Raw genomic sequence first — 18932 nt, 5'->3', positions numbered from 1 at the left:
TCTCCCACTTTCATTAACTTAAATCTCTTTGTTTCTCTTTTCTACCCCATAACTGTCTCCATAAAACAATTGAAGCGACAGAAAGCATGATTGTTGTAATGATACTCCCCTCAATTCCGAACGAGCCCCCATGAAGGACTTCCGATCCTTTTGTTACAGGTTTAAAAAGTGGTGTAGAATACATTTCCATTCCACTAACTGCAAAACCATAAATATTAAACTGTGCCCAATTCCACAACGAATGCCACGCGCATATCCCCCAAAGACTACTGTCTTTCAAAGCGTAAAAAGCTGCAAATACACCAACTAATATTATATTGGATATTGAAAGAATTGTAATACCTGGATTTAGTAAATGAAGAAAACCAAATAAAAAAGAAGTCACAACAATCCCAATCCATATACGACTTCTAACAGAAAGGACCGGAAATAACCAACCTCGAACTACAATTTCTTCTGTTGCACCTTGTATTAAAAAAGCAACTAAAGATCCCACAATTCCAATTATAGCGGTTGGCGTAATTTGTTGCATTTGTAGTTGTATAATTCCTGTTAATAAAAGTAGCATGACTGGTATTGAAATGAAAACAAACCCTAATAATGCACCTCTCAAATATTTTCTTATCCACTGATTTCTCCAAAAACCAATGGATGAAATTGATCTTTTCTCTACAAATCTAACCCATAAAAAAACAAAAAATACAGCTCCGCCAAACGTCAGTACCATCTCAATATCACTATAAATTGCCTTCATTAAAAGTGTTTCTGCTTTCGGTAAAAACAACATAAATAACATGAACAATTCACCTAAAGTTAAAAATACAATTGCGAGTATAACAGCGAATATTGGATGAACTTTTTTTCTTCCTTCTTTAGCTGCTTCAATTATTTTAAATTGAGTAAATTGCAATATTCTCGCCTCCATAACAAATATATCAATACTATATATCGTTTCTCTAATACAAACTTTCAATAAAAATTTTCTCTGTTTAGCATAAACCTAAATTTGGAATAATATATAAATAAAAGAGATGACTTTGTGCGTTTTACTATTATCACCAAGATTATTCACTGGTATTACCAGCACTTGCTATTTCCCACCATTTGTTGTAAGATAGTAATTAAGGTCAATTTAACACCATATTTTCTTTGCATATTATCAAGTATCAATCAGGATTATTTTGTACTCCTTATGGGTCTTTGATAATATGTGAACTTTTATTTTTCATTCAAATAAGGCCGATCATATTGTAATCTTTTTAAATTTTAGGAGGCATTACCATGACATTAACAGGTAAAGTAAAATGGTTTAACAGCGAAAAAGGTTTCGGTTTCATCGAAGTTGCAGACGGTAACGACGTATTCGTTCACTTCTCAGCTATCACTGGCGACGGCTTCAAGTCTCTTGACGAAGGTCAAGAAGTTAGCTTCGAAGTTGAAGACGGTAACCGTGGACCTCAAGCTAAAAACGTTGTAAAGCTATAATTCAAACAATAAAAAGGTTGTTACCAGCTCGGTTAACAACCTTTTTAATATATAACTAAAATTTTTTACATAAAAGGAGTGGTTATATGTATCGCAATCGAAAGAACGATGTAGCTGAAGTACCACCAGAACAAACCCCTGTCTGGGAATGTGAATCAGAGGATTGTTTAGGATGGATGAGAAAGAACTTTTCATTTGAAGAAGAGCCTAAATGCCCTTTATGTAAAAGTAGCATGAAAAGCGGAGAACGTTTATTACCTAAAATAGGTTAATTTTTACTTAACCCCTCTTTTATAAGAGGGGTTTTTTATTATAAATTTATATCCTCTACATCCGTTCGAACTATAGAATACAATAGTGCATCATGTTGCTTATTTCCTTGATGAATATATCCACGTAATAACCCTTCCTTATGAAAGCCTATTTTAGATAACATTTTACAAGAAGTAACATTTTCAGGGTATGTAATAGCTCCAATTCTAAATAAGCCTAAATCTCGAAATCCATAATGAATAATTTCTCGAGCCGCTTCTGATGCATAACCATTCCCCCAATAACGAGGATGTAAGTCATATCCAATTTCAGATCGTTTACTCCATAGTTGTAAATTATTTAATCCAATTGTACCCACTAAAGTATTTGTTTCTTTTAATACAATCCCCCATCGTATTGCCTTTTTCTCAAAGTAATTTTTTGAAAAAGATTCAATCATACGTGAAGCTTGTCCAAACTCCGTAAAAGAATTCATACCGTAATAACACGTTACTTCATCCAATGAAAAGATTTCATATATTTTTTGACAATAAGATTGTTCTATTTCAACTAAACGCAAACGTTCTGTTTCTAATATAGGAAACGCCACAGGATCACTCCTTTCTTTCTACTCATTCATTATAGCAGAAAAAGTATTTATAATTAGGAAAGTCCTCAATGTCCCATTTATCAAATATTTCTAGAGAAGCTTATCCTCTTAATTCAATACGAACTAAAAATAACCCTTCTTGCTTTTGCATGATTAGAAAAAATAAAGAGGTGATCAAAATACTATGATCACCTCTTTATGCTCTATTTATATGCAACTAATGCCCAATGACATGGAGCTGTTTGTCTCCAGTTTACACTTAAAAAACCAGTTTCTCTAAGTAGTGTATCTAACTCATTAACAAAAGGATACAATCACATTCCCTGCTCTTACCTTCATTTATAAAAGTTAATTGTATTATTTTCATTTTCAACACTCCGTCTTATAATTTCAATTCCATGCTCACTTTTCTCTTCTAAAACAACACCCTCCTCCATACATTTATGGTAAAATATAGTTAAAAATTTACTGTGGAGGTGTAAATGTTCTATGTATATATTCATCGGCTTATCCCTCTTACTCATATTACTCATATTTTTATTTGCAAAAAAGTTCGCCCCAAATTCATTCATGATGACTAATTTTAAAGGCAATAGCTTTAAAACATTTTCAATCGGTATTTTAATCGCTGCGACTCTTTCGCTTTCATATGGAATTTATCACGCAGCCACATATCAACCTAAACATTTAGATATTACGTTACAAAATCAAAACTTTACTGTTTTCGGTAATGTTGGGGAGCTTGGATATTTCTCAGAAGAGTTACTAAAGAAAGATACAGAAGTTGAACTACATTTTGCCTCTTGGGAAACAATGCAATTAAATAATCCAGAAATAATAGTAAAATACCCTTCAGGTAAACAAGAATTATGGAAAGCGAACATAACATCACTTCCAGCCAATAAATTAAAAGAGAAACATGGCATAAAAGAGCTTTATCAACTCTCATCCTATTCATTTAAAGAATCCGGGAACATAACATTAACGATTACTGAGAATAATACAACTAATAAAAAAATCTCAATTCAAGTGAAATAAATAAAACGTCCCTCCAATATACTGGAGGGACGTTTTATTTATATGTATTCTATTTTGATGGTTCCTTTAAAGTTGCAATTATTTCATTTGCAATGTTCTTTCCATTTCCAATACACGCACCAATTCCGACACCATAATATGAAGCGCCAGCTAAGTATACATTAGGATAAAGATCTGTCATTTTTCCTTGTAACGTTTGAACCGCTTGATTATGTTCTAAATGATATTTCGGCATTAAATCTTTCCAATTTGTAACTTCAACTACTTCTGGTTTCCCTTTAATTCCGAGACTCTTTTCAATATCATATAAAGCGACTCGTACTAACTCTTCTTCACAATAATTTTTAATCGTTTCATACACCGGATTTGTACTCTTATAAAACATTCTTACTAAAAGCTTTTGTTTTCCCGATGTATGCTTCCACTTCCGGCTTGTCCATGTACACGCATCACAATGTAAATCACTGTTTTCCGTTACGATAAATCCTGTGCCGTCCGCCGGTAATTGTTCATCAAGTATATCAAATCCTAAGTAAATACTTATAAGAGATGAGTTTTTAAATGTATGAAACTGCTCGTTTAACTCATTAGACTGTAATAAAGTTTGTGCGATATCATGCGGAGCTGCTAAAACAACATAATCAGCTTGGATTAATTCATGATTTGCAAAGGAGATTTCATAGAGATCACCTTGTTTTTTTACAGCTGTCGTTATAGCACCTTTCTTAACAACTGTCTCAGTCAGCACTTCTTCTAAACGATCAATAATCGTAGATAGTCCACCTTTAAATGATACGAACTTTTTGTTTCCTGCTGATTGAAACTGTTTTTTATTCTCTTCAAAACCTTTAATAATACTTCCATATTTATTTTTATAATCCAGTAAATACGGTAATGTCGATGCCATAGTAAGCTCATTTAATTTACCGGAATATACTCCTGAAAGCACCGGGGCAATTTGTTTTTCCACTAACTCTTTCCCTAAAAAACTTTCTAAAAATACAGCAAGCGAAGTATCTTTTGTAAACTCTTTATTTTTCGTTATAAAATCTTTTAAAGCAACAATTTTCCCTTTCGTTGATACTAGCGTACTGCTAAACAACGACTCCACACTCATCGGTATCCCAAATATAGTGTCAGAAGGAATTGGGTGTAAAGTATTATTAGAATATATGTAAGAAATACCCGTTTCGTTATATACCATTTGTTCTTCTAAATTCAAATCTTTTACAAGCGGTATAACATGTTCATTACGAGCAACGATGGAATCCGCTCCTGATTCCATAATAAAATCCTTTTCTTCTACACTATGGATTTTACCACCTAAGTACTCTTCTTTTTCTACAAGGATTAAATTTAAATCGATATTATTATCCTTTTTTAATTTTTCTAAATAAAACATAGTAGAAAGTCCCGTTATACCTCCACCGATAACAACAACTGTTTTCATATGTGCTGCGCTCCTAACCGATACAATTAATAATTCCTTTACTATTATACCCAAAAGTCCTTATATTCGACTAGCAGCTTGTGCATTCTGTAAGAAATTAGACAATATATTCGAATATATTTCCGGTTGATCATTGTGTACTAAATGACCAGCAAACGGAATAACAGCAATATGTATATTGTCGTTTAATTGTTTAAACGTTGTAGCAGCTGTAACTTCATCTTCTGAATCTCCCCCAGCAATACAAAGTGTAGGTACTTGAAGATTAGCTACATTGCCAGTTTCATCAAAGGGGTACCAATCTTTAACTTGCCACGATTCAAGCAATGCTTTCCAGTCACTTTTCTCATGAATTTCATTCATATACGTTACAACTTCTTTATTTTCCATCAATTGCTGATGACACTTTGCTTCATACTCTTGAGACTCTTCCCAATTTTCTCTCTTAATCGGAAAAATACCTGAAAAAGTTAATGTTCTCACTTTATCTGGATATTTTTTTGCAAATAATAAAGCGACTAATCCTCCTAGTGAAACACCAGCTATATGACATCTATCAATTTGTAAATGTACTAACGTATCATGTAAATCCTTTACAGAACGTAGGAAATAATTCTCCAATGTCCCCCTTGATCTTCCATGTCCTCTTAAATCTGGACGAATGACTTGATAGTTTTTTTCTCGAAAAAATGCTACCTGCTCTTCATACTCTACTAAACCTGTCATACCACCAGAGTGTAAAAGCATAATTGGTTCCCCTTCGCCTGAAATGTGCGTATGTAATATCATATATCCCCCTCCTACAAAACAGAATATTCTATCCATTATTAGTATATAGAATATATATCTTAATTTCCAAATAAAAAAGAACTATAACATTTTCAAATCATGCCATAGTTCTTTTTATTTTAAAAACATAAAGTAATTAATCAATTTGTCTATTTCTTGACTTAATGCCAATACTTTTTCATGTTGAATTCCGTAATCCGATACTAAATATAGAAGTTCTTCTTTCTTTATTTCAATTGCTTTTTCCAATTTTACTAATTCCATGTCGTTTTACTTCTCTCTCCAATACTAAAATATATGTATTTTAGTATAGCCTATTTACATAATTAGTAAAAGTAAAATAAGCATGTAAAATCTTACAAATATAAAAATAATATACTATCAACAAAAAATTTAAAATTTAACCTTTTATACAGATCATTAGACTTCATTACGTATGAATAACAAATCGGAATTTCTCTAATGTAATATCTTTATATTCTGGAGCTCTCTTTATATGGTCAAAATAACTATATGAGAATTTAAAAACATGCCCAAAATCCCAATCAAACGCACTATAGTCTTTTAGCCAAAATTGATTTTCTGTTGGTAATACATGAGCACGTTTTGATTCGATTAAAGGTAAACAATCTATAGGTGTGTGCAAGTTAATTTCAGTATTCGGCATAAGATTTTGGCTAGCACGTAACACGTATACTAGTTTTAACAGTGGCCGTATCGCTCGATGGAATATATCTATATGCCCTAAGTCATACATAATATTAATTGCATGAGAAAAAGTAAGTAAATGACCAATTAAATCATGATGCGATTCCGCTCTATAAATAATATTAAATTGCGAGAGCTCGTTTAAAATAAACTTAGATAATTGTTTCGGATTTTTGAATTCACTTTCTATCTCATCTTTTATACTTAATTGTTTTACTTCTTTCGTCGTAAAACCAATCCACGATCTACCAGGAATTGTTTTTCGAAACGATAATATAAGGTTAGTAATCCCTTCAATTGCTTGATTATCACCCCATTTTTGTAACTCTTTCATAGCTAATAAACTTAATGCAGCATAAATGACATTATGCCCGACCCAATGAAGTTCATCAATTGTATGTTCCAATGATTTTATAATCATTTTTTCAGCACTTTGAAAATCAATTTCTTCTTTACTATCAATTATTCCAACTAGTTTTTGATTGTTCAACATCATTTTTGTTTGAGAATACATACTACGAGTTATCTCTTCTTCCATATTGTTATCTTTCATGAAAAAATAACTAGCAATTGCAGCTGCTCCGAAATGCGCATGCCAAATATCATTTGTTTGTTTTTTACATTGAGAAATAATTGAAAGGCCATCTCTTAAAACAGTTTTATTTTCCATCTATTTTTCCCCCGTAATAAAAATCACTTAATACTCATCCTAACGATGGCGTCAATACAAATAAGATATGATTGGATTCATCACTTTTATTCAAAAAGCGATGTTTCACATTTGGCGGAATACGTACAACATCTCCTTCTTCTAAAAAATATTCTTTTCCTTCTAACTCCACATACACTTCTCCTTTCATAACAACAGCAAGCTCTTCCTTATCTTCATGTGAGTAATGACTTTCCGTTGTGTTTGCTTGTTTATTTAAATCCATTATTAACATTTCAATACGTGCTTTCATAAAATCAGGTGTTAATACATCATATACAATGTGATCATTGTTTTCCCGATATACTTTTTTTCGATCTTTTTTCTTAGAAATGAGTGAATCTGTATCAATCTCATTAATAAAAAGTGTAAATAGCGGTACATTTAATGCTTTCGCAATTAATTCCAATACACTTAAGGAAGGATTCGCATATCCTCGTTCAATTTGACTAATTAGTGAAGTACTAATCCCTGCATAATCAGCAAATTCCCGAATTGTCATATTATTTTTCTTACGATAACTTAATACAGTTTGTCCGAGCCTATCATGGATCATAATAAAAACTTCCTTTCGTCCATCATATTGCATGTTTCATTGTCTTTGTGCTGACATACTAAACAAAGGCAAATAATCCTTTCCTATCGTATCTGGGACTTATATACTTACCTTTGTACATTATATCGTATTTAGTTCATTATAATAAACAACCTATCGGAGGGACAAACTGTGAAATCACCTATTCTTTCATATTGCATCTTATTTTTCGGCGTATTCGCCCTATCAACTTCAGCAATTTTCGTAAAATTGGCAGATGCTCCTGCGGCTATCATTGCTTTTTATCGTTTATTCTTTGCTGCACTGATTCTATTACCGTTATTACTATTTAATAAAAATAATCGAAACGAGCTAAAAACAGTAACAAGAAGACAATGGGGATTCGGATTCATATCCGGGCTACTTTTAGCTGCACATTATGTACTATGGTTTAAATCATTACAATATACTTCTGTAGCGAGTTCTACAGTTATCGTAACGTTACAACCTTTATTTTCAATGATTGGTGGTTACTTTCTATTTAAAGAGAGATTTACGAAAGGAGCGGTTATTGGTTGCCTCATCGCTATTTCTGGAAGTATCATCATCGGATGGCAAGACTTCCAAATTAGCGGAGAAGCATTCTACGGAGATATTTTAGCATTTATTGCGGCCGGAATTATTACCGCTTATTTTTTCATTAGCCAACATGTTCGTAAAGATTTATCACTTATACCGTATTCGGTAATTAGTTATGGAAGTAGCGCCTGTTTTCTCGGTATATTTGCCTACATACAGCAAGAATTTTTCATCCATTACTCTACACAAACTTGGTTGTGCTTTATTGGCTTAGCTTTCATTGCAACGATTTTAGGCCAAACGATATTCAATTGGTTACTAAAATGGATGAGCGCTACTGTTATTTCTATGAGTATTTTAGGAGAAACGATTGGGACTTGTATACTAGCGTACTTTATATTAAATGAGACTATTTCTTTTCAACAAGGACTAGGCATTACAGTTATTTTTATTGGCTTAGCATTATTTTTAGTGCAACCAAAACTGCCTAACAACAACTAACAAATAAAAAGCATGACAGTATAATGTCATGCTTTTCACTATCCATTATGTATGATTAAACCATCAGGTCTAAAACGACTCATCATAATTTCATTAATGAACTTTCCGTGAGCCTTCAAATTCCCTACTTTTATTCCCTCTTCTACAAATCCAAATTTTTCATATAGCGATTTCGCCTTAGGATTCGTTGCTAAAACACCAAGCTCTACTCGCTCTAACATTAACCAATTATCAGCTAAATCAAGCATTTTTGTAAGAAGCGCTTTCCCAATGCCTTTATTATGATATTCACTATCTACCCCCATAAACAAATCACCCGAATGAGATCTACGTCCTGGGCTTTGGGTTAACCCAACAAATCCAACAACTTCTCCATCATACTCTGCAACAAATTCAAATTGATTTGGCGCTAAATTACGAATTCTATTTTCCATCGCATCTACACGCATACTAGGTAAGAAAACCATATAAGGTAACACATCATCTTGTATGCATATACGATGAATTGCTCTAGCATCTTGTATTTCTACCGCTCTTAGTTTAATCTCCATATTTTCTCCCCTCCATATTCATAACAATACATATCCATTCTAGATCCCTGGTTGAAACCCCTTCCCTTCTATATTTCTTTATGTTATTTTTACACAATTATTTCGGTATAATTTCCAAATTAAGACCAGCATATCTACATAATAATTGCGGGTTAACTTTTCACTTTATTATATAACTCAAGCAGATTTTCAATTAGAATACCATTTATTTTCATACCAGTTATATCACAATTTTCTATTTCCATATTTTTTAGATTACTATTACTTATCGTACTACCTTCCAAATCACATCTATTAAATGAAATAGGAAGCTTATCTTCTCCAAGGCTTGTATCTTTAAAATGAACTCCACCTAAAGTCACAAAAGAAAATTTACTACCGGAAAGATTTAAATCTGCATATAAAGAACTTTTTAAATTTATATTTCTAAACTTTGATTGACTTACATTACAATTACTCATATTCATATGCATTATATTACTACCAACAAAGGAACTATTTTTTAAATTCACTTGATAATACTCTGTATTTGCTAGATTACAGTTTTCATATTGGCTATTTTTCATATCATTATTTTTAATCAGTTTCTCTTTAGCTGACTCTACAGTTATTCTTTTTACATAACAATACTCATCTTCAGATTTAAAAATTATTTCATAGCCCATTTTTTTATAAAAATGATGATTATTAATTTGTCTACTGGATGTTTCGAGATCCCAAATCCTTATGCTTGGATATTCCTCTTCTATTAATTTAATAACATGTGATCCAATTCCTTTTCCTTGATAAACAGGCTCTACAAAAATACGATCAATTCGGCCATATGACTTACCTGAGATCGTAACTATAATTCCTCCGATTATTTTTCCATCCATTATCACTTTGTAACAATCCAATTCTTCAATCGAATATTTCATCATTTCAACTGAAGAATAACCTGGCGGTTGAATGTTATAGTCAATTACATCACCTTGACCGCATAGCCATCGTTTTGCTTCTTCATCAAATGTTCTTGTCATTATTTCTGTTAACTTTTCAGTATCTAAAATTGTAGCTTTTTCTATACAAATTATCGTCATTTTTGTTTTCCCCTTCATTGTTACAATATAATAAGTTTTATGAACTTTATAGTTATAAAATAAAGAAAATTAAAATTAATCATCTTATTTACTATTAAACTACAAATCAACCTATATTTTCCACCACAACTCAATATTAATGAATAAAGAAGAGAACATGCAATATAAACATGTTCTCTTCTTTATTTATTTTTAATTGTATATTATTAAAAATTAGATATTACTTTAGCCACTCGTTGCAACTATTACTTAACTCCTGTAAATCCTCTAGGAATCGACTCGCATGATACCCATCACAAACCGAATGATGGACTTGCAATGAAACTGGTAGTATAATCTTATTCTCTTCATTAAAATATTTCCCAAAAGTTATTATCGGTAATAGAAAATCACCATCATTATTAATATTAAGATTAAATCCAGTAAAACTAGCCCAAGGTATACTAGAAATAGGAAAAGCATTTGGCGGAATATTCTCTTTCGTGAAGAGACCATGAACATTAGCATAGCATCTCATATCTTCTTCATAATTTTTATAGAAAATGTAGCAATCACTAGAATAATCCGTCCATATACTTGAAAAAGATTTATCATCTTTATGGAATATTGTATAACTTGGTGTCATTTCCTCCCAATAACCTAAAACTCCTTCATCATTAAAACATGTTCGAAATTCTTTATGAATATTTACTACTTTAGAAATTAAATATATAAAAACGGGATAAAATTTTATTCCCTTTTGATGTAATTTCTTTAATAACCTCGTGATATCAACATTTACAGTTATACTAAACGTACATTTCAATTTTAAATAATGTTCAAAATACTGCTCTCTATTCCAATTTTCTCTGTCAATTATATGAAACCTCATTTTAATAGCCTCCTAAAATTTTATTTTAGAAGGCTAACTTTCTTGCTTTCACCATACCTGTTCACTCCTAATAGTTAAAGTTTTATTTAATTATATAACATCTACAAAAATTCATTCACATATTTATTGAAATCCAACCACATACTATTAATAAATCAACTGACGTTTGGAGGATTCAAATATGAATGACAAAAATGTAAATAAAAAAGATAATGCTATCGCAAACAATACACCTATTCAAAATAATAATACTGTAAACCTTAATGTAGAAGAACAAGCAATGAATGGCTTATATGGAATGCCAGAAACTGCTATTGAAGATGCTGATCATGCTGTAACTGATGATTTGACTTCAAAAAATTAATAAACTACATAGAAGAAAGCCAAGGAAAATATCCTTGGCTTTCTTAACTATGCATCCACCTTTTGTACTTCTTCACTCTTTCTTGAAAGCTTTCCTGGCCAAAAAGCAAAGCGACCTAGAACAACTGTAATTGCTGGTACAAGTAATGGTCTAACAATAAATGTATCTAATAATACACCAATTGCAGTTACAATACCAAATTGAACAAGAACTTGAATTGGAAGTGTACCTAATACAGCAAAAGTTCCTGCTAAAATTAAACCTGCGGATGTAATGACACTACCTGTTTGAATAACGCCATTTTTTACTGCATCCAAGTGATTTTGTGTCTTTCTGTTTTTCCATATTTCTGAAACCATAAAGATATTATAATCTTCACCTAAAGCAACTAAAAATACGAATGCGTATAACGGTATCGCACCTTGAATGGCCGGTGCTCCCATACCATAATGAAGTAATAGCCACCCTGCTCCTAGTGCCGAGAAGAACGATAATACAACCGTTACAATTAAATAAATCATCGCGACAATAGATCGTAAGTACACTAGTAATAATAAAGCTATAATACTAATCATTACTGGAATGATAACTGCTTCATCACGTTCCGTAATTTGCTTTGTATCATATAATGACGCTGTTTCTCCGCCAATCCATAGTTGATTTTCTGCATTACTAACCCCAGCATCTTTTAATACTTTTTCTACACTGTTTTTCAATTTAGGGATTTGATCTAACGCTTCAATTGAGTATGGATTTTCAGCTAAAGAAACCTCATACATTTGTATTTGCTTATTTTCTGTGCCCACTTTTGGATCTTTCACAGTTTTTACGAAAGAAAACTTCTCTAGTTCTTCTTTAATAGGAAGCTCTTTTCCTTTCGTATCAACAACAACTTTTACTGGCGCTAGTTCACCAGCTGAGAAATGATCACTAATTAACGTAAACCCTTCGCGGGAAGGCATATCTTTTGGAAACGATTCTAATAAGTCATATGTGTATTGAATACGTGGTACAAATGAAGCCAATCCACCTAATACAAATACAGTGAGCATAATTATTGTCCACGGTCTTCGTACTACAACGTCTCCAAGCTTTTTACTAAAGGTACCTTTTGATTCTTTTACTTTTGCTATTTTCTTTTTCTTTCTTGCAAATTCTTCATTCATTGAAGTTGTTCGCGGTATAAAAGGGAAGAATGCAGTTCTACCGAAAATTAATAATAACGCTGGTAAAATTGTTAAAGCAGCAATTCCCATTAAGAATACCGCAACACTAAATGGTACTGCAAATCGATGAAAGGCACCATAATGAGCAAGTAATAATGTTCCTAATCCAAGTACAACAGTTAACGCACTCATTATAATTGCTCCACCAGAAGCTTTAATTGCAAGTTGCAGCGCCTTATATTTACTTTCTTCTTCTAGCAAGTACTCTCGATATCTTGAAATTAAAAATAAACAATAGTCCGTTCCAGCACCAAACAATAATACTGTCATGATTGATATTGCCTGAGCATCTACTTTAATCCATCCGTGATCAGCTAAAAAACCAAGTGTAGGACTAATAATACCGTATGCAAAGCCAACAACAAGTAAAGGTAAAATTGCTAAAATCGGTGAACGGTACAGTAAAATTAATAGGACTAATACGAGTAGTACAGTGGCAATTAATAATTTCACATCTGCTTGACTAAACAAACTAACTGCATCTGTTTGAATGCCTACAGGTCCAGATAATCGAACATGTAAACCAGAATCACTTATTTTTTGTTTAAATGGATCCTCAGCGACCTTACTATTCACTATGTTTCTTAAATCATCAAGATTTCCTTTTAATATATCTGTTCCAGCAGCCTTGTTAAAGAATACTGGTGTAACAAATGATGTACCATCTTTTGATGCACTTTTTGATAATACTTGTTCTGGTAATGTATCAAATGGCGGTAACGTGGATTGCTCCTTTAAAGGACTAGCTTTTAACTCTTTATAAACGTCTTGTATGAGTTTATAATCCTGCGACTGTAATCCACCATCCTTATACCATACTACTAATAAAGGATTCCCTGCATTATTCGGAAACTCTTTTTTCATAAGTGCTTCCGCTTGCTGCGACATAGCTGTTTCAGGTAAATTTTTCGGATTCGGTTCTTTCGTACTGTTTACTTGTGGCAATGTAAATGAAAGTAATAAAGTAATAAGAATCCAAATCGATAAAGTTATCCACTGCGTATGCTTCCCTGCTACAAGCCTCCCTAACATATGTAACGGGTGCTTTTTCATAAAAACCCACCTTCCTTTTTTCCTCTAACATTAATTATATATACTGGTCGGTTAATTAATCAAGAATGAATAAAACTTTGTGTTATAATTATCTCAACAATACATGTCAGGAGCGAATGGATTTGGAACAAAAACAACGTCCTCTCGGAAGGCCTCGTCAAAATAAAAATACAAAATCTACAAAAGAAACCATTTTGGAAGTTGCAACTCGACTATTTCTTACTCAAAATTATCAAGTCGTTTCCATGGATGAAGTTGCAAAAGTTTGTGGTGTTACGAAAGCAACCGTCTACTATTACTATTCAACAAAAGCAGATTTGTTTACCGCTACTATGATTCAAATGATGGTACGTATACGCGAAAATATGTCTCAAATCCTTTCTACAAATAAGACTTTAAAAGAAAGGTTATTGGACTTCGCTAAAGTTTACTTACACGCAACGATGGATATTGATATGAAGAATTTTATGAAAGATGCAAAACTATCATTATCTGAAGAACAATTGAAACAATTAAAAAATGCTGAAGACAACATGTATGAAGTATTAGAAAAAGCACTTGATAATGCAATGCAAATTGGAGAAATCCCAAGAGGAAACGCTACATTTGCGGCTCATGCATTCGTATCTTTATTATCAATTGGGAATTTTAAAGATGAAAATCACAATCCTATTCTTACAAATATAGATGAATTAGCCCAAGAAATTGTTTCTTTTTATTGGAACGGGTTAGGCCGTTAATCTTAAATAGATTTCATTTAATAAAAGAGCATGTTTGAAAAAAATTCAAACATGCTCTTTTATTATTTATTTACTATTAATTTGATTATACTTCAGCACAGTTTAACAAAAAATTCCTCTTCAACTTTTACAAATTTTGAATTTGAATCTTTATATTCTCCTTACTTAATCCCCCATGATAACAAACTACCGATTCAATATCTAGATTTGAATACCTCTTCAAAGACTGCTGTGCTTCCTTAACATTTAAAGTTGTTGGGGCGTGAATTCCTTCTAACTTTCCATTCACACTATACATCGTGTCTCCTGCAATAAGGGTTTTACTTTGTTTCAAATATAAACTAATATGACCTGGAGTGTGTCCTGGAGTATGTAGAATTAGTATCCCACCGCAATACGGAATTTCTTGCCCATCAATCACAGTATCACTCACTTTTCCTTTTGGTGGATTCTTTACTTGTCCATCCTTCAGTAAAGGAAACTCCCCTTCAATATAAGGTTTATCTAGCTCGTGCGCATAAACTTTAATATCACTTACACCATTCTCCAATAAATCAGGAAGGCTACCTATATGATCTATATCCTGATGTGTCAAAATCACAACTTTTAGCTTATCAAAAGATACCCCAACTCTCTCCATCTCTATTTGTATATCTTCAAATTGTCCAGGAAAACCAGTATCTATTAACACTGCCATTTCATCATCCCATAAAAGAATTGGGTGAATAATAAATTCTTGAAACTCAAGTTGTAACATTTCTACCCCTTTAGCAATCTCCATATAGTCCGTCTCCTTTATGATGAAGTTTGAAAATATGCACAACTGTACCGAAAATATAAAGCCACACTATCTTTTAATAGTTTTTGTCATCCCAATAGAGAATGCCTCAAATCCTATAGATTCATAATAAGATTGCAATGTTTCTACACACATAAGTTGGGGAATAACCTTGTTTTGTTCACAGTGTTGGATTAATCTTTCTACTATTTCTTTTCCAATACCAATGGACTGATACTCTGGCAATACACAAACACCACAAATAACGCCTGTTATTACGCCATCTGATATAATACGCCCCATCCCTACTAACTTCTTATCATCAAAAGCATAAATTGCATACCAACTTTGTTTACACATTTGTTCTAACTCGTTAACCGTTAATTGAAGAGAATTCCATCCTAAAGATTCATATAAGACTAATAATCCATTGAAATCTGTCGGGTGTACCATTTTGTAATTTATACTATTATTCATGTGAATACTCCTTATTCTCTTGTTTGTATTTCATAAAATCACCCTAATATGAAATTACCTTTAACAAACTTCCATAAGAACAAAATAACTCCTTCTCAGCATAAAATAAAAAGAAGTTAACCTCACATCAGTTAACTTCTTTTATATAAATCTATCATTATTTTATCAACCAAAAATCATACAACTGCAGACGATAAGAACAAACAAAACTAATAAACCATTTGAGAAATAACCCATAGAATACTACCCCTTTATTTCATTATGTAAAAGATTTTATCATAAAATTATTTACAACATAATAACTGAAAAAGACATTGCGCGCATTAGTTATATGTATTTAGTAATATTTTATTTTCGGTCATATCCTCCTACCCTAAAAGCATCTCTCATACTCTTCTATTTCAATTCATATGATTTCTTAAAAAAATATAGTAAACATTAATTTACCATGATAGATTAAATCGTTTGATTTATCATTAAAATAGTAATAAAATAATTACTAAATGCATAAAGGAAGCGAAAATGATGTCCCAAAACGAATTATTAAACGAATACATGAATTTGTTATTAAATATGTCAGGTACTTTCAAATTATTATCGGAAAAATCATCTGAATTTACACATATAGAGCAACATGTAGTGGAATATATCGCACAACAAAAGGTGCCTGTAAATTTAAAAATGATTGCTAGTTATTTAAACATCCCTAAGCAACAATTAAGCGTAACAGTTCGCAATTTAGAACTAAACGGATACATTATAAAAAAACAAGATACTGTAGACAAAAGAGCTGTACTCATTTCTCTGACAGAAAAAGCTGAAAAGGTACATTATGATAGATGGAAACAAATATATAATAATTTCACTCATAATCTTGAGAAACTAAGTGAAGAAGATCAACGTGATTTAACTTACGGATTGTTTAAAACAAATAAAATGCTCTCAAAAATGTTAAATAACGATTAAAAATACAAATGATTTTTTATTACCCGGAGGATATTTCATGGTTAAAGAAATAGATATACATTCAGTACAAGGTACGATGCTTATTCCGCTATGGGGACGTGCGTATGGCAGTGAGAACAATAAAGATATTTTAGATGATACAGAGGCTATTCGTATTATTAAAGAATGTGATTTTGACTTCTCCTCAATAGCAAATACATTTGGTGAATACGGATGTATCACATACATTACTCGGGCACGAAAAATTGATGATACGATAAAAAAATTCATTATAAAACATCCAAATGCTACTATTGTAAATATAGGTTCTGGACTAGACACTACTTTTTCTAGAATTGATAACGGTACGATACATTGGTATAATCTTGATTTACCCGATGCTATTTCATTTCGAAAAACATTAATTGAAGATACACCAAGAAACATGAGCATCGCTAAATCATTTTTTGATACTTCTTGGTTTGACGATATAAAATATGTTCCAGACGATGGTATTCTTTTTATATCAGCTGGCGTGTTTTATTACTTTAAAGAAGAGGATTTGAAGAAAGTCATAGTCGCTATGTCAAAACGTTTCCCTGGAGGCGAATTATACTTTGACGCTGAATCAAAATTTGCACTGAACCTTTCAAATGCTACAGTAAGAAAATCTGGTAATAATGGCGCTCTAATGTATTTTTATATAAATAATCCAAAAACACTAGAAAAATGGTCTTCAAACATAAAAGTCTTAAGCTGCTCTCCTTTCTTTAAAAATATACCTACAAATAGAGATTGGGATGGTAGTACACGTATTATGATGCGAATTGTAAACTTAATAAAGATGTTGAAGTTTGTTCATTTGCGGTTCAATAGAAAATAGGAAAAGAAGAAGACCTAAAGTTTACAAGGTCTTCTTCTTTTCCTATTTTTCAACTGCGTTAGTTACTGACTTATAATTGTATTGTATCTAATAGATGTAAGCTCTTCACAAGAATATATTCACTACTTCATATCCTGATTTATAAGAATAGCTTTCTTACTCGAAAATAAATTTTTAAAAATTCCTATCCCTATAATTAATAGACCTATACCAACTAATTTATTTATTTGTAATGGAATGCTCTCCATTCCAAATAATCCGAATGTATCAATACATAACGCAACTACTAATTGAGTTATGAGACTAATGAGCACCGTATATGCTGGACCTAAGCTCTTTATTGCACCCATTATACAAATAATTAATCCGATACCAAACAACCCACTTACATAAAACAAATAATTTGTAGTGTGAAAATTAACGCTTATACTTTTCTCTGTAATGATATAAAATAGCACTGAACTTATAAGACCTATTCCAAGAACACATGTAGTTGTTAACCACTGCCCTACATTTTCATTCACTTTCGTATTAAAAACAGATTGTAAGCTAATTAATATTCCTGCTAATATAGCTAAACTAAATCCAATCAAAATCTTCCTCTCCCTTTCATTACTCATAAATATTATCTTTAGCAACTTCCTTCATTTTAAAAAAGTCTTTAATTACAATAACTCCATTTCTCTTTTCAATTAATTTTTCTTTATAAAATTTTTGTAACACCCGGATTACGTGCCGATAACTTACTCCTATAAAATCCGCAATACTTGATATCGAAGTTGCATCCAAATCTTTTTTATACATATTCCCGTTACTATCAGTAGAAATAGAAAGTAAATAACTAGCTACACGTACTTCTACCGGATAAAGTAAATTAAGTGCTGTAAAACGAGTCGATATTTTTAATGTGTTTGCAATGTTTTCAAGCAAGAAGTTCATAAATATAGGATCATGTAATAACTTATTTCTAATTACAGCATGAGAAATAGAGATGGCTATAACATCTGAACAAGCTTCAACAACATTATGCGCTTTGCTATTTTGTATTAATTCAATATCACCAACAACCGCCAATGGATTGATAAAACGAAGGATCAGTTTCTTCCCCTCTGGTGTAATCGTATAAACTTTTACTTTACCTTTAACAACAAAATATAAACGATCCATTGCGTCATCTATATTACATATATACTTACCTTTATCAAAATGATTTACTTGAAAATAAGCTGTATCTATCTCTGAAAAAATTTCAAGCATTTTATTAGTTTTCAAATAATGGATAATTAAATCTGATTTATTCTCCATCTTC

At 31.8% G+C, this 18932-nt stretch carries 23 protein-coding genes; 8 read left to right on the top strand and 15 right to left on the bottom strand.

Features of this window, described 5'->3' with window-relative positions:
* Positions 1 to 13 precede the first annotated feature (13 nt).
* Positions 14 to 910: a CPBP family intramembrane glutamic endopeptidase gene (locus J0835_RS11705; protein ID WP_087980402.1), complete on the bottom strand. Its 897-nt coding sequence runs from the start codon at positions 908 to 910 to the stop codon at positions 14 to 16.
* A 371-nt stretch (positions 911 to 1281) separates the two neighbouring features.
* On the opposite strand from J0835_RS11705, the gene cspD reads away from it, so the two are divergent.
* Together cspD and J0835_RS11695 are read left to right on the top strand one after the other, a co-directional pair.
* Positions 1282 to 1485, top strand: a complete 204-nt coding sequence (gene cspD, locus J0835_RS11700; RefSeq protein WP_000176365.1) for a cold-shock protein CspD — start codon at positions 1282 to 1284, stop codon at positions 1483 to 1485.
* Between the two features lie 86 nt (positions 1486 to 1571).
* Complete coding sequence (locus tag J0835_RS11695) at positions 1572 to 1757, top strand: cold-shock protein (RefSeq protein ID WP_000286202.1); 186 nt, start codon at positions 1572 to 1574, stop codon at positions 1755 to 1757.
* A 38-nt stretch (positions 1758 to 1795) separates the two neighbouring features.
* On the opposite strand, the gene J0835_RS11690 is transcribed toward J0835_RS11695, so the two are convergent.
* A complete protein-coding gene (locus tag J0835_RS11690; protein ID WP_046954301.1) occupies positions 1796 to 2347 on the bottom strand; it encodes a GNAT family N-acetyltransferase in 552 nt (183 codons plus the stop codon).
* A gap of 489 nt (positions 2348 to 2836) precedes the next feature.
* Here J0835_RS11690 and J0835_RS11685 point away from each other — a divergent pair, with 489 nt between their 5' ends.
* Positions 2837 to 3385: a hypothetical protein gene (locus tag J0835_RS11685; RefSeq protein ID WP_087980401.1), complete on the top strand. Its 549-nt coding sequence runs from the start codon at positions 2837 to 2839 to the stop codon at positions 3383 to 3385.
* A gap of 49 nt (positions 3386 to 3434) precedes the next feature.
* Here the strand turns inward: J0835_RS11685 and J0835_RS11680 are convergent, their stop codons facing one another.
* The 5 genes from J0835_RS11680 to J0835_RS11660 form a co-directional block, all read right to left on the bottom strand.
* Complete coding sequence (locus tag J0835_RS11680; RefSeq protein WP_087980400.1) at positions 3435 to 4835, bottom strand: protoporphyrinogen oxidase; 1401 nt, start codon at positions 4833 to 4835, stop codon at positions 3435 to 3437.
* 60 nt (positions 4836 to 4895) lie between these two features.
* Complete coding sequence (locus J0835_RS11675; RefSeq protein ID WP_087980399.1) at positions 4896 to 5624, bottom strand: alpha/beta fold hydrolase; 729 nt, start codon at positions 5622 to 5624, stop codon at positions 4896 to 4898.
* A gap of 114 nt (positions 5625 to 5738) precedes the next feature.
* Complete coding sequence (locus J0835_RS11670; protein WP_000424360.1) at positions 5739 to 5888, bottom strand: aspartyl-phosphate phosphatase Spo0E family protein; 150 nt, start codon at positions 5886 to 5888, stop codon at positions 5739 to 5741.
* A 166-nt stretch (positions 5889 to 6054) separates the two neighbouring features.
* Complete coding sequence (locus tag J0835_RS11665) at positions 6055 to 7002, bottom strand: hypothetical protein (RefSeq protein WP_087980398.1); 948 nt, start codon at positions 7000 to 7002, stop codon at positions 6055 to 6057.
* Positions 7003 to 7036: 34 nt separating this feature from the next.
* Entirely contained in the window at positions 7037 to 7630 is a 594-nt protein-coding gene (locus J0835_RS11660) for a helix-turn-helix domain-containing protein (RefSeq protein WP_313897873.1), read from the bottom strand.
* Positions 7631 to 7768: 138 nt separating this feature from the next.
* Here J0835_RS11660 and J0835_RS11655 point away from each other — a divergent pair, with 138 nt between their 5' ends.
* A complete protein-coding gene (locus J0835_RS11655) occupies positions 7769 to 8656 on the top strand; it encodes a DMT family transporter (RefSeq protein WP_087980396.1) in 888 nt (295 codons plus the stop codon).
* Between the two features lie 38 nt (positions 8657 to 8694).
* Here the strand turns inward: J0835_RS11655 and J0835_RS11650 are convergent, their stop codons facing one another.
* From J0835_RS11650 to catA, 3 genes are all read right to left on the bottom strand, one after another.
* Positions 8695 to 9207 (bottom strand): GNAT family N-acetyltransferase, encoded by a 513-nt coding sequence (locus J0835_RS11650; RefSeq protein WP_048529052.1) that lies wholly within the window; start codon positions 9205 to 9207, stop codon positions 8695 to 8697.
* A gap of 152 nt (positions 9208 to 9359) precedes the next feature.
* Complete coding sequence (locus J0835_RS11645) at positions 9360 to 10286, bottom strand: GNAT family N-acetyltransferase (RefSeq protein ID WP_087980395.1); 927 nt, start codon at positions 10284 to 10286, stop codon at positions 9360 to 9362.
* 220 nt (positions 10287 to 10506) lie between these two features.
* Positions 10507 to 11157: a type A chloramphenicol O-acetyltransferase gene (gene catA, locus J0835_RS11640; RefSeq protein ID WP_087980394.1), complete on the bottom strand. Its 651-nt coding sequence runs from the start codon at positions 11155 to 11157 to the stop codon at positions 10507 to 10509.
* 181 nt (positions 11158 to 11338) lie between these two features.
* Here catA and J0835_RS11635 point away from each other — a divergent pair, with 181 nt between their 5' ends.
* The gene (locus J0835_RS11635; protein ID WP_000998381.1) at positions 11339 to 11521 is read left to right on the top strand and encodes a DUF4021 domain-containing protein; all 183 of its coding nucleotides are present in this window, start codon (positions 11339 to 11341) and stop codon (positions 11519 to 11521) included.
* 47 nt (positions 11522 to 11568) lie between these two features.
* Here the strand turns inward: J0835_RS11635 and J0835_RS11630 are convergent, their stop codons facing one another.
* Entirely contained in the window at positions 11569 to 13800 is a 2232-nt protein-coding gene (locus J0835_RS11630; RefSeq protein WP_087980393.1) for an MMPL family transporter, read from the bottom strand.
* 116 nt (positions 13801 to 13916) lie between these two features.
* Here J0835_RS11630 and J0835_RS11625 point away from each other — a divergent pair, with 116 nt between their 5' ends.
* Positions 13917 to 14540, top strand: coding sequence for a TetR/AcrR family transcriptional regulator (locus tag J0835_RS11625; RefSeq protein WP_074651059.1), 624 nt, complete (start codon positions 13917 to 13919; stop codon positions 14538 to 14540).
* Positions 14541 to 14667: 127 nt separating this feature from the next.
* On the opposite strand, the gene J0835_RS11620 is transcribed toward J0835_RS11625, so the two are convergent.
* On the bottom strand, positions 14668 to 15321 hold the full coding sequence (locus J0835_RS11620; RefSeq protein WP_087980392.1) for an MBL fold metallo-hydrolase: 654 nt from the start codon (positions 15319 to 15321) through the stop codon (positions 14668 to 14670).
* A gap of 66 nt (positions 15322 to 15387) precedes the next feature.
* Entirely contained in the window at positions 15388 to 15795 is a 408-nt protein-coding gene (locus tag J0835_RS11615) for a GNAT family N-acetyltransferase (protein WP_087980391.1), read from the bottom strand.
* 525 nt (positions 15796 to 16320) lie between these two features.
* On the opposite strand from J0835_RS11615, the gene J0835_RS11610 reads away from it, so the two are divergent.
* Positions 16321 to 16761, top strand: coding sequence for a MarR family winged helix-turn-helix transcriptional regulator (locus J0835_RS11610; RefSeq protein ID WP_087980390.1), 441 nt, complete (start codon positions 16321 to 16323; stop codon positions 16759 to 16761).
* 37 nt (positions 16762 to 16798) lie between these two features.
* A complete protein-coding gene (locus J0835_RS11605; RefSeq protein WP_087980389.1) occupies positions 16799 to 17623 on the top strand; it encodes a class I SAM-dependent methyltransferase in 825 nt (274 codons plus the stop codon).
* A 122-nt stretch (positions 17624 to 17745) separates the two neighbouring features.
* Here the strand turns inward: J0835_RS11605 and J0835_RS11600 are convergent, their stop codons facing one another.
* On the bottom strand, positions 17746 to 18216 hold the full coding sequence (locus J0835_RS11600) for a DMT family transporter (protein WP_087980820.1): 471 nt from the start codon (positions 18214 to 18216) through the stop codon (positions 17746 to 17748).
* A 19-nt stretch (positions 18217 to 18235) separates the two neighbouring features.
* Positions 18236 to 18928, bottom strand: coding sequence for a Crp/Fnr family transcriptional regulator (locus J0835_RS11595; protein WP_140386748.1), 693 nt, complete (start codon positions 18926 to 18928; stop codon positions 18236 to 18238).
* Between the last annotated feature and the right edge of the window lie 4 nt (positions 18929 to 18932).

This window comes from Bacillus cereus group sp. Sample62 (assembly GCF_036851315.1).
GTDB lineage: Bacteria > Bacillota > Bacilli > Bacillales > Bacillaceae_G > Bacillus_A > Bacillus_A wiedmannii.
Note: the sequence above shows the minus strand (reverse complement) of the source record. Positions and strands in the feature narration are given on the sequence as shown.

Bases quoted from the DNA above. Each gene is read 5' to 3' on its own strand.
- J0835_RS11685 (WP_087980401.1), top strand. From the start codon at position 2,837: ATGTATATATTCATCGGCTTATCCCTCTTACTCATATTACTCATATTT.
- catA (WP_087980394.1), bottom strand. From the start codon at position 11,157: ATGAGGTTTCATATAATTGACAGAGAAAATTGGAATAGAGAGCAGTAT.
- J0835_RS11695 (WP_000286202.1), top strand. From the start codon at position 1,572: ATGTATCGCAATCGAAAGAACGATGTAGCTGAAGTACCACCAGAACAA.
- J0835_RS11610 (WP_087980390.1), top strand. From the start codon at position 16,321: ATGTCCCAAAACGAATTATTAAACGAATACATGAATTTGTTATTAAAT.
- J0835_RS11665 (WP_087980398.1), bottom strand. From the start codon at position 7,002: ATGGAAAATAAAACTGTTTTAAGAGATGGCCTTTCAATTATTTCTCAA.
- J0835_RS11625 (WP_074651059.1), top strand. From the start codon at position 13,917: ATGGATTTGGAACAAAAACAACGTCCTCTCGGAAGGCCTCGTCAAAAT.
- J0835_RS11615 (WP_087980391.1), bottom strand. From the start codon at position 15,795: ATGAATAATAGTATAAATTACAAAATGGTACACCCGACAGATTTCAAT.
- J0835_RS11670 (WP_000424360.1), bottom strand. From the start codon at position 5,888: ATGGAATTAGTAAAATTGGAAAAAGCAATTGAAATAAAGAAAGAAGAA.
- J0835_RS11605 (WP_087980389.1), top strand. From the start codon at position 16,799: ATGGTTAAAGAAATAGATATACATTCAGTACAAGGTACGATGCTTATT.
- J0835_RS11630 (WP_087980393.1), bottom strand. From the start codon at position 13,800: ATGAAAAAGCACCCGTTACATATGTTAGGGAGGCTTGTAGCAGGGAAG.
- J0835_RS11620 (WP_087980392.1), bottom strand. From the start codon at position 15,321: ATGGAGATTGCTAAAGGGGTAGAAATGTTACAACTTGAGTTTCAAGAA.
- J0835_RS11645 (WP_087980395.1), bottom strand. From the start codon at position 10,286: ATGACGATAATTTGTATAGAAAAAGCTACAATTTTAGATACTGAAAAG.
- J0835_RS11680 (WP_087980400.1), bottom strand. From the start codon at position 4,835: ATGAAAACAGTTGTTGTTATCGGTGGAGGTATAACGGGACTTTCTACT.
- J0835_RS11675 (WP_087980399.1), bottom strand. From the start codon at position 5,624: ATGATATTACATACGCACATTTCAGGCGAAGGGGAACCAATTATGCTT.
- J0835_RS11650 (WP_048529052.1), bottom strand. From the start codon at position 9,207: ATGGAGATTAAACTAAGAGCGGTAGAAATACAAGATGCTAGAGCAATT.
- J0835_RS11635 (WP_000998381.1), top strand. From the start codon at position 11,339: ATGAATGACAAAAATGTAAATAAAAAAGATAATGCTATCGCAAACAAT.
- J0835_RS11595 (WP_140386748.1), bottom strand. From the start codon at position 18,928: ATGGAGAATAAATCAGATTTAATTATCCATTATTTGAAAACTAATAAA.
- cspD (WP_000176365.1), top strand. From the start codon at position 1,282: ATGACATTAACAGGTAAAGTAAAATGGTTTAACAGCGAAAAAGGTTTC.
- J0835_RS11660 (WP_313897873.1), bottom strand. From the start codon at position 7,630: ATGCAATATGATGGACGAAAGGAAGTTTTTATTATGATCCATGATAGG.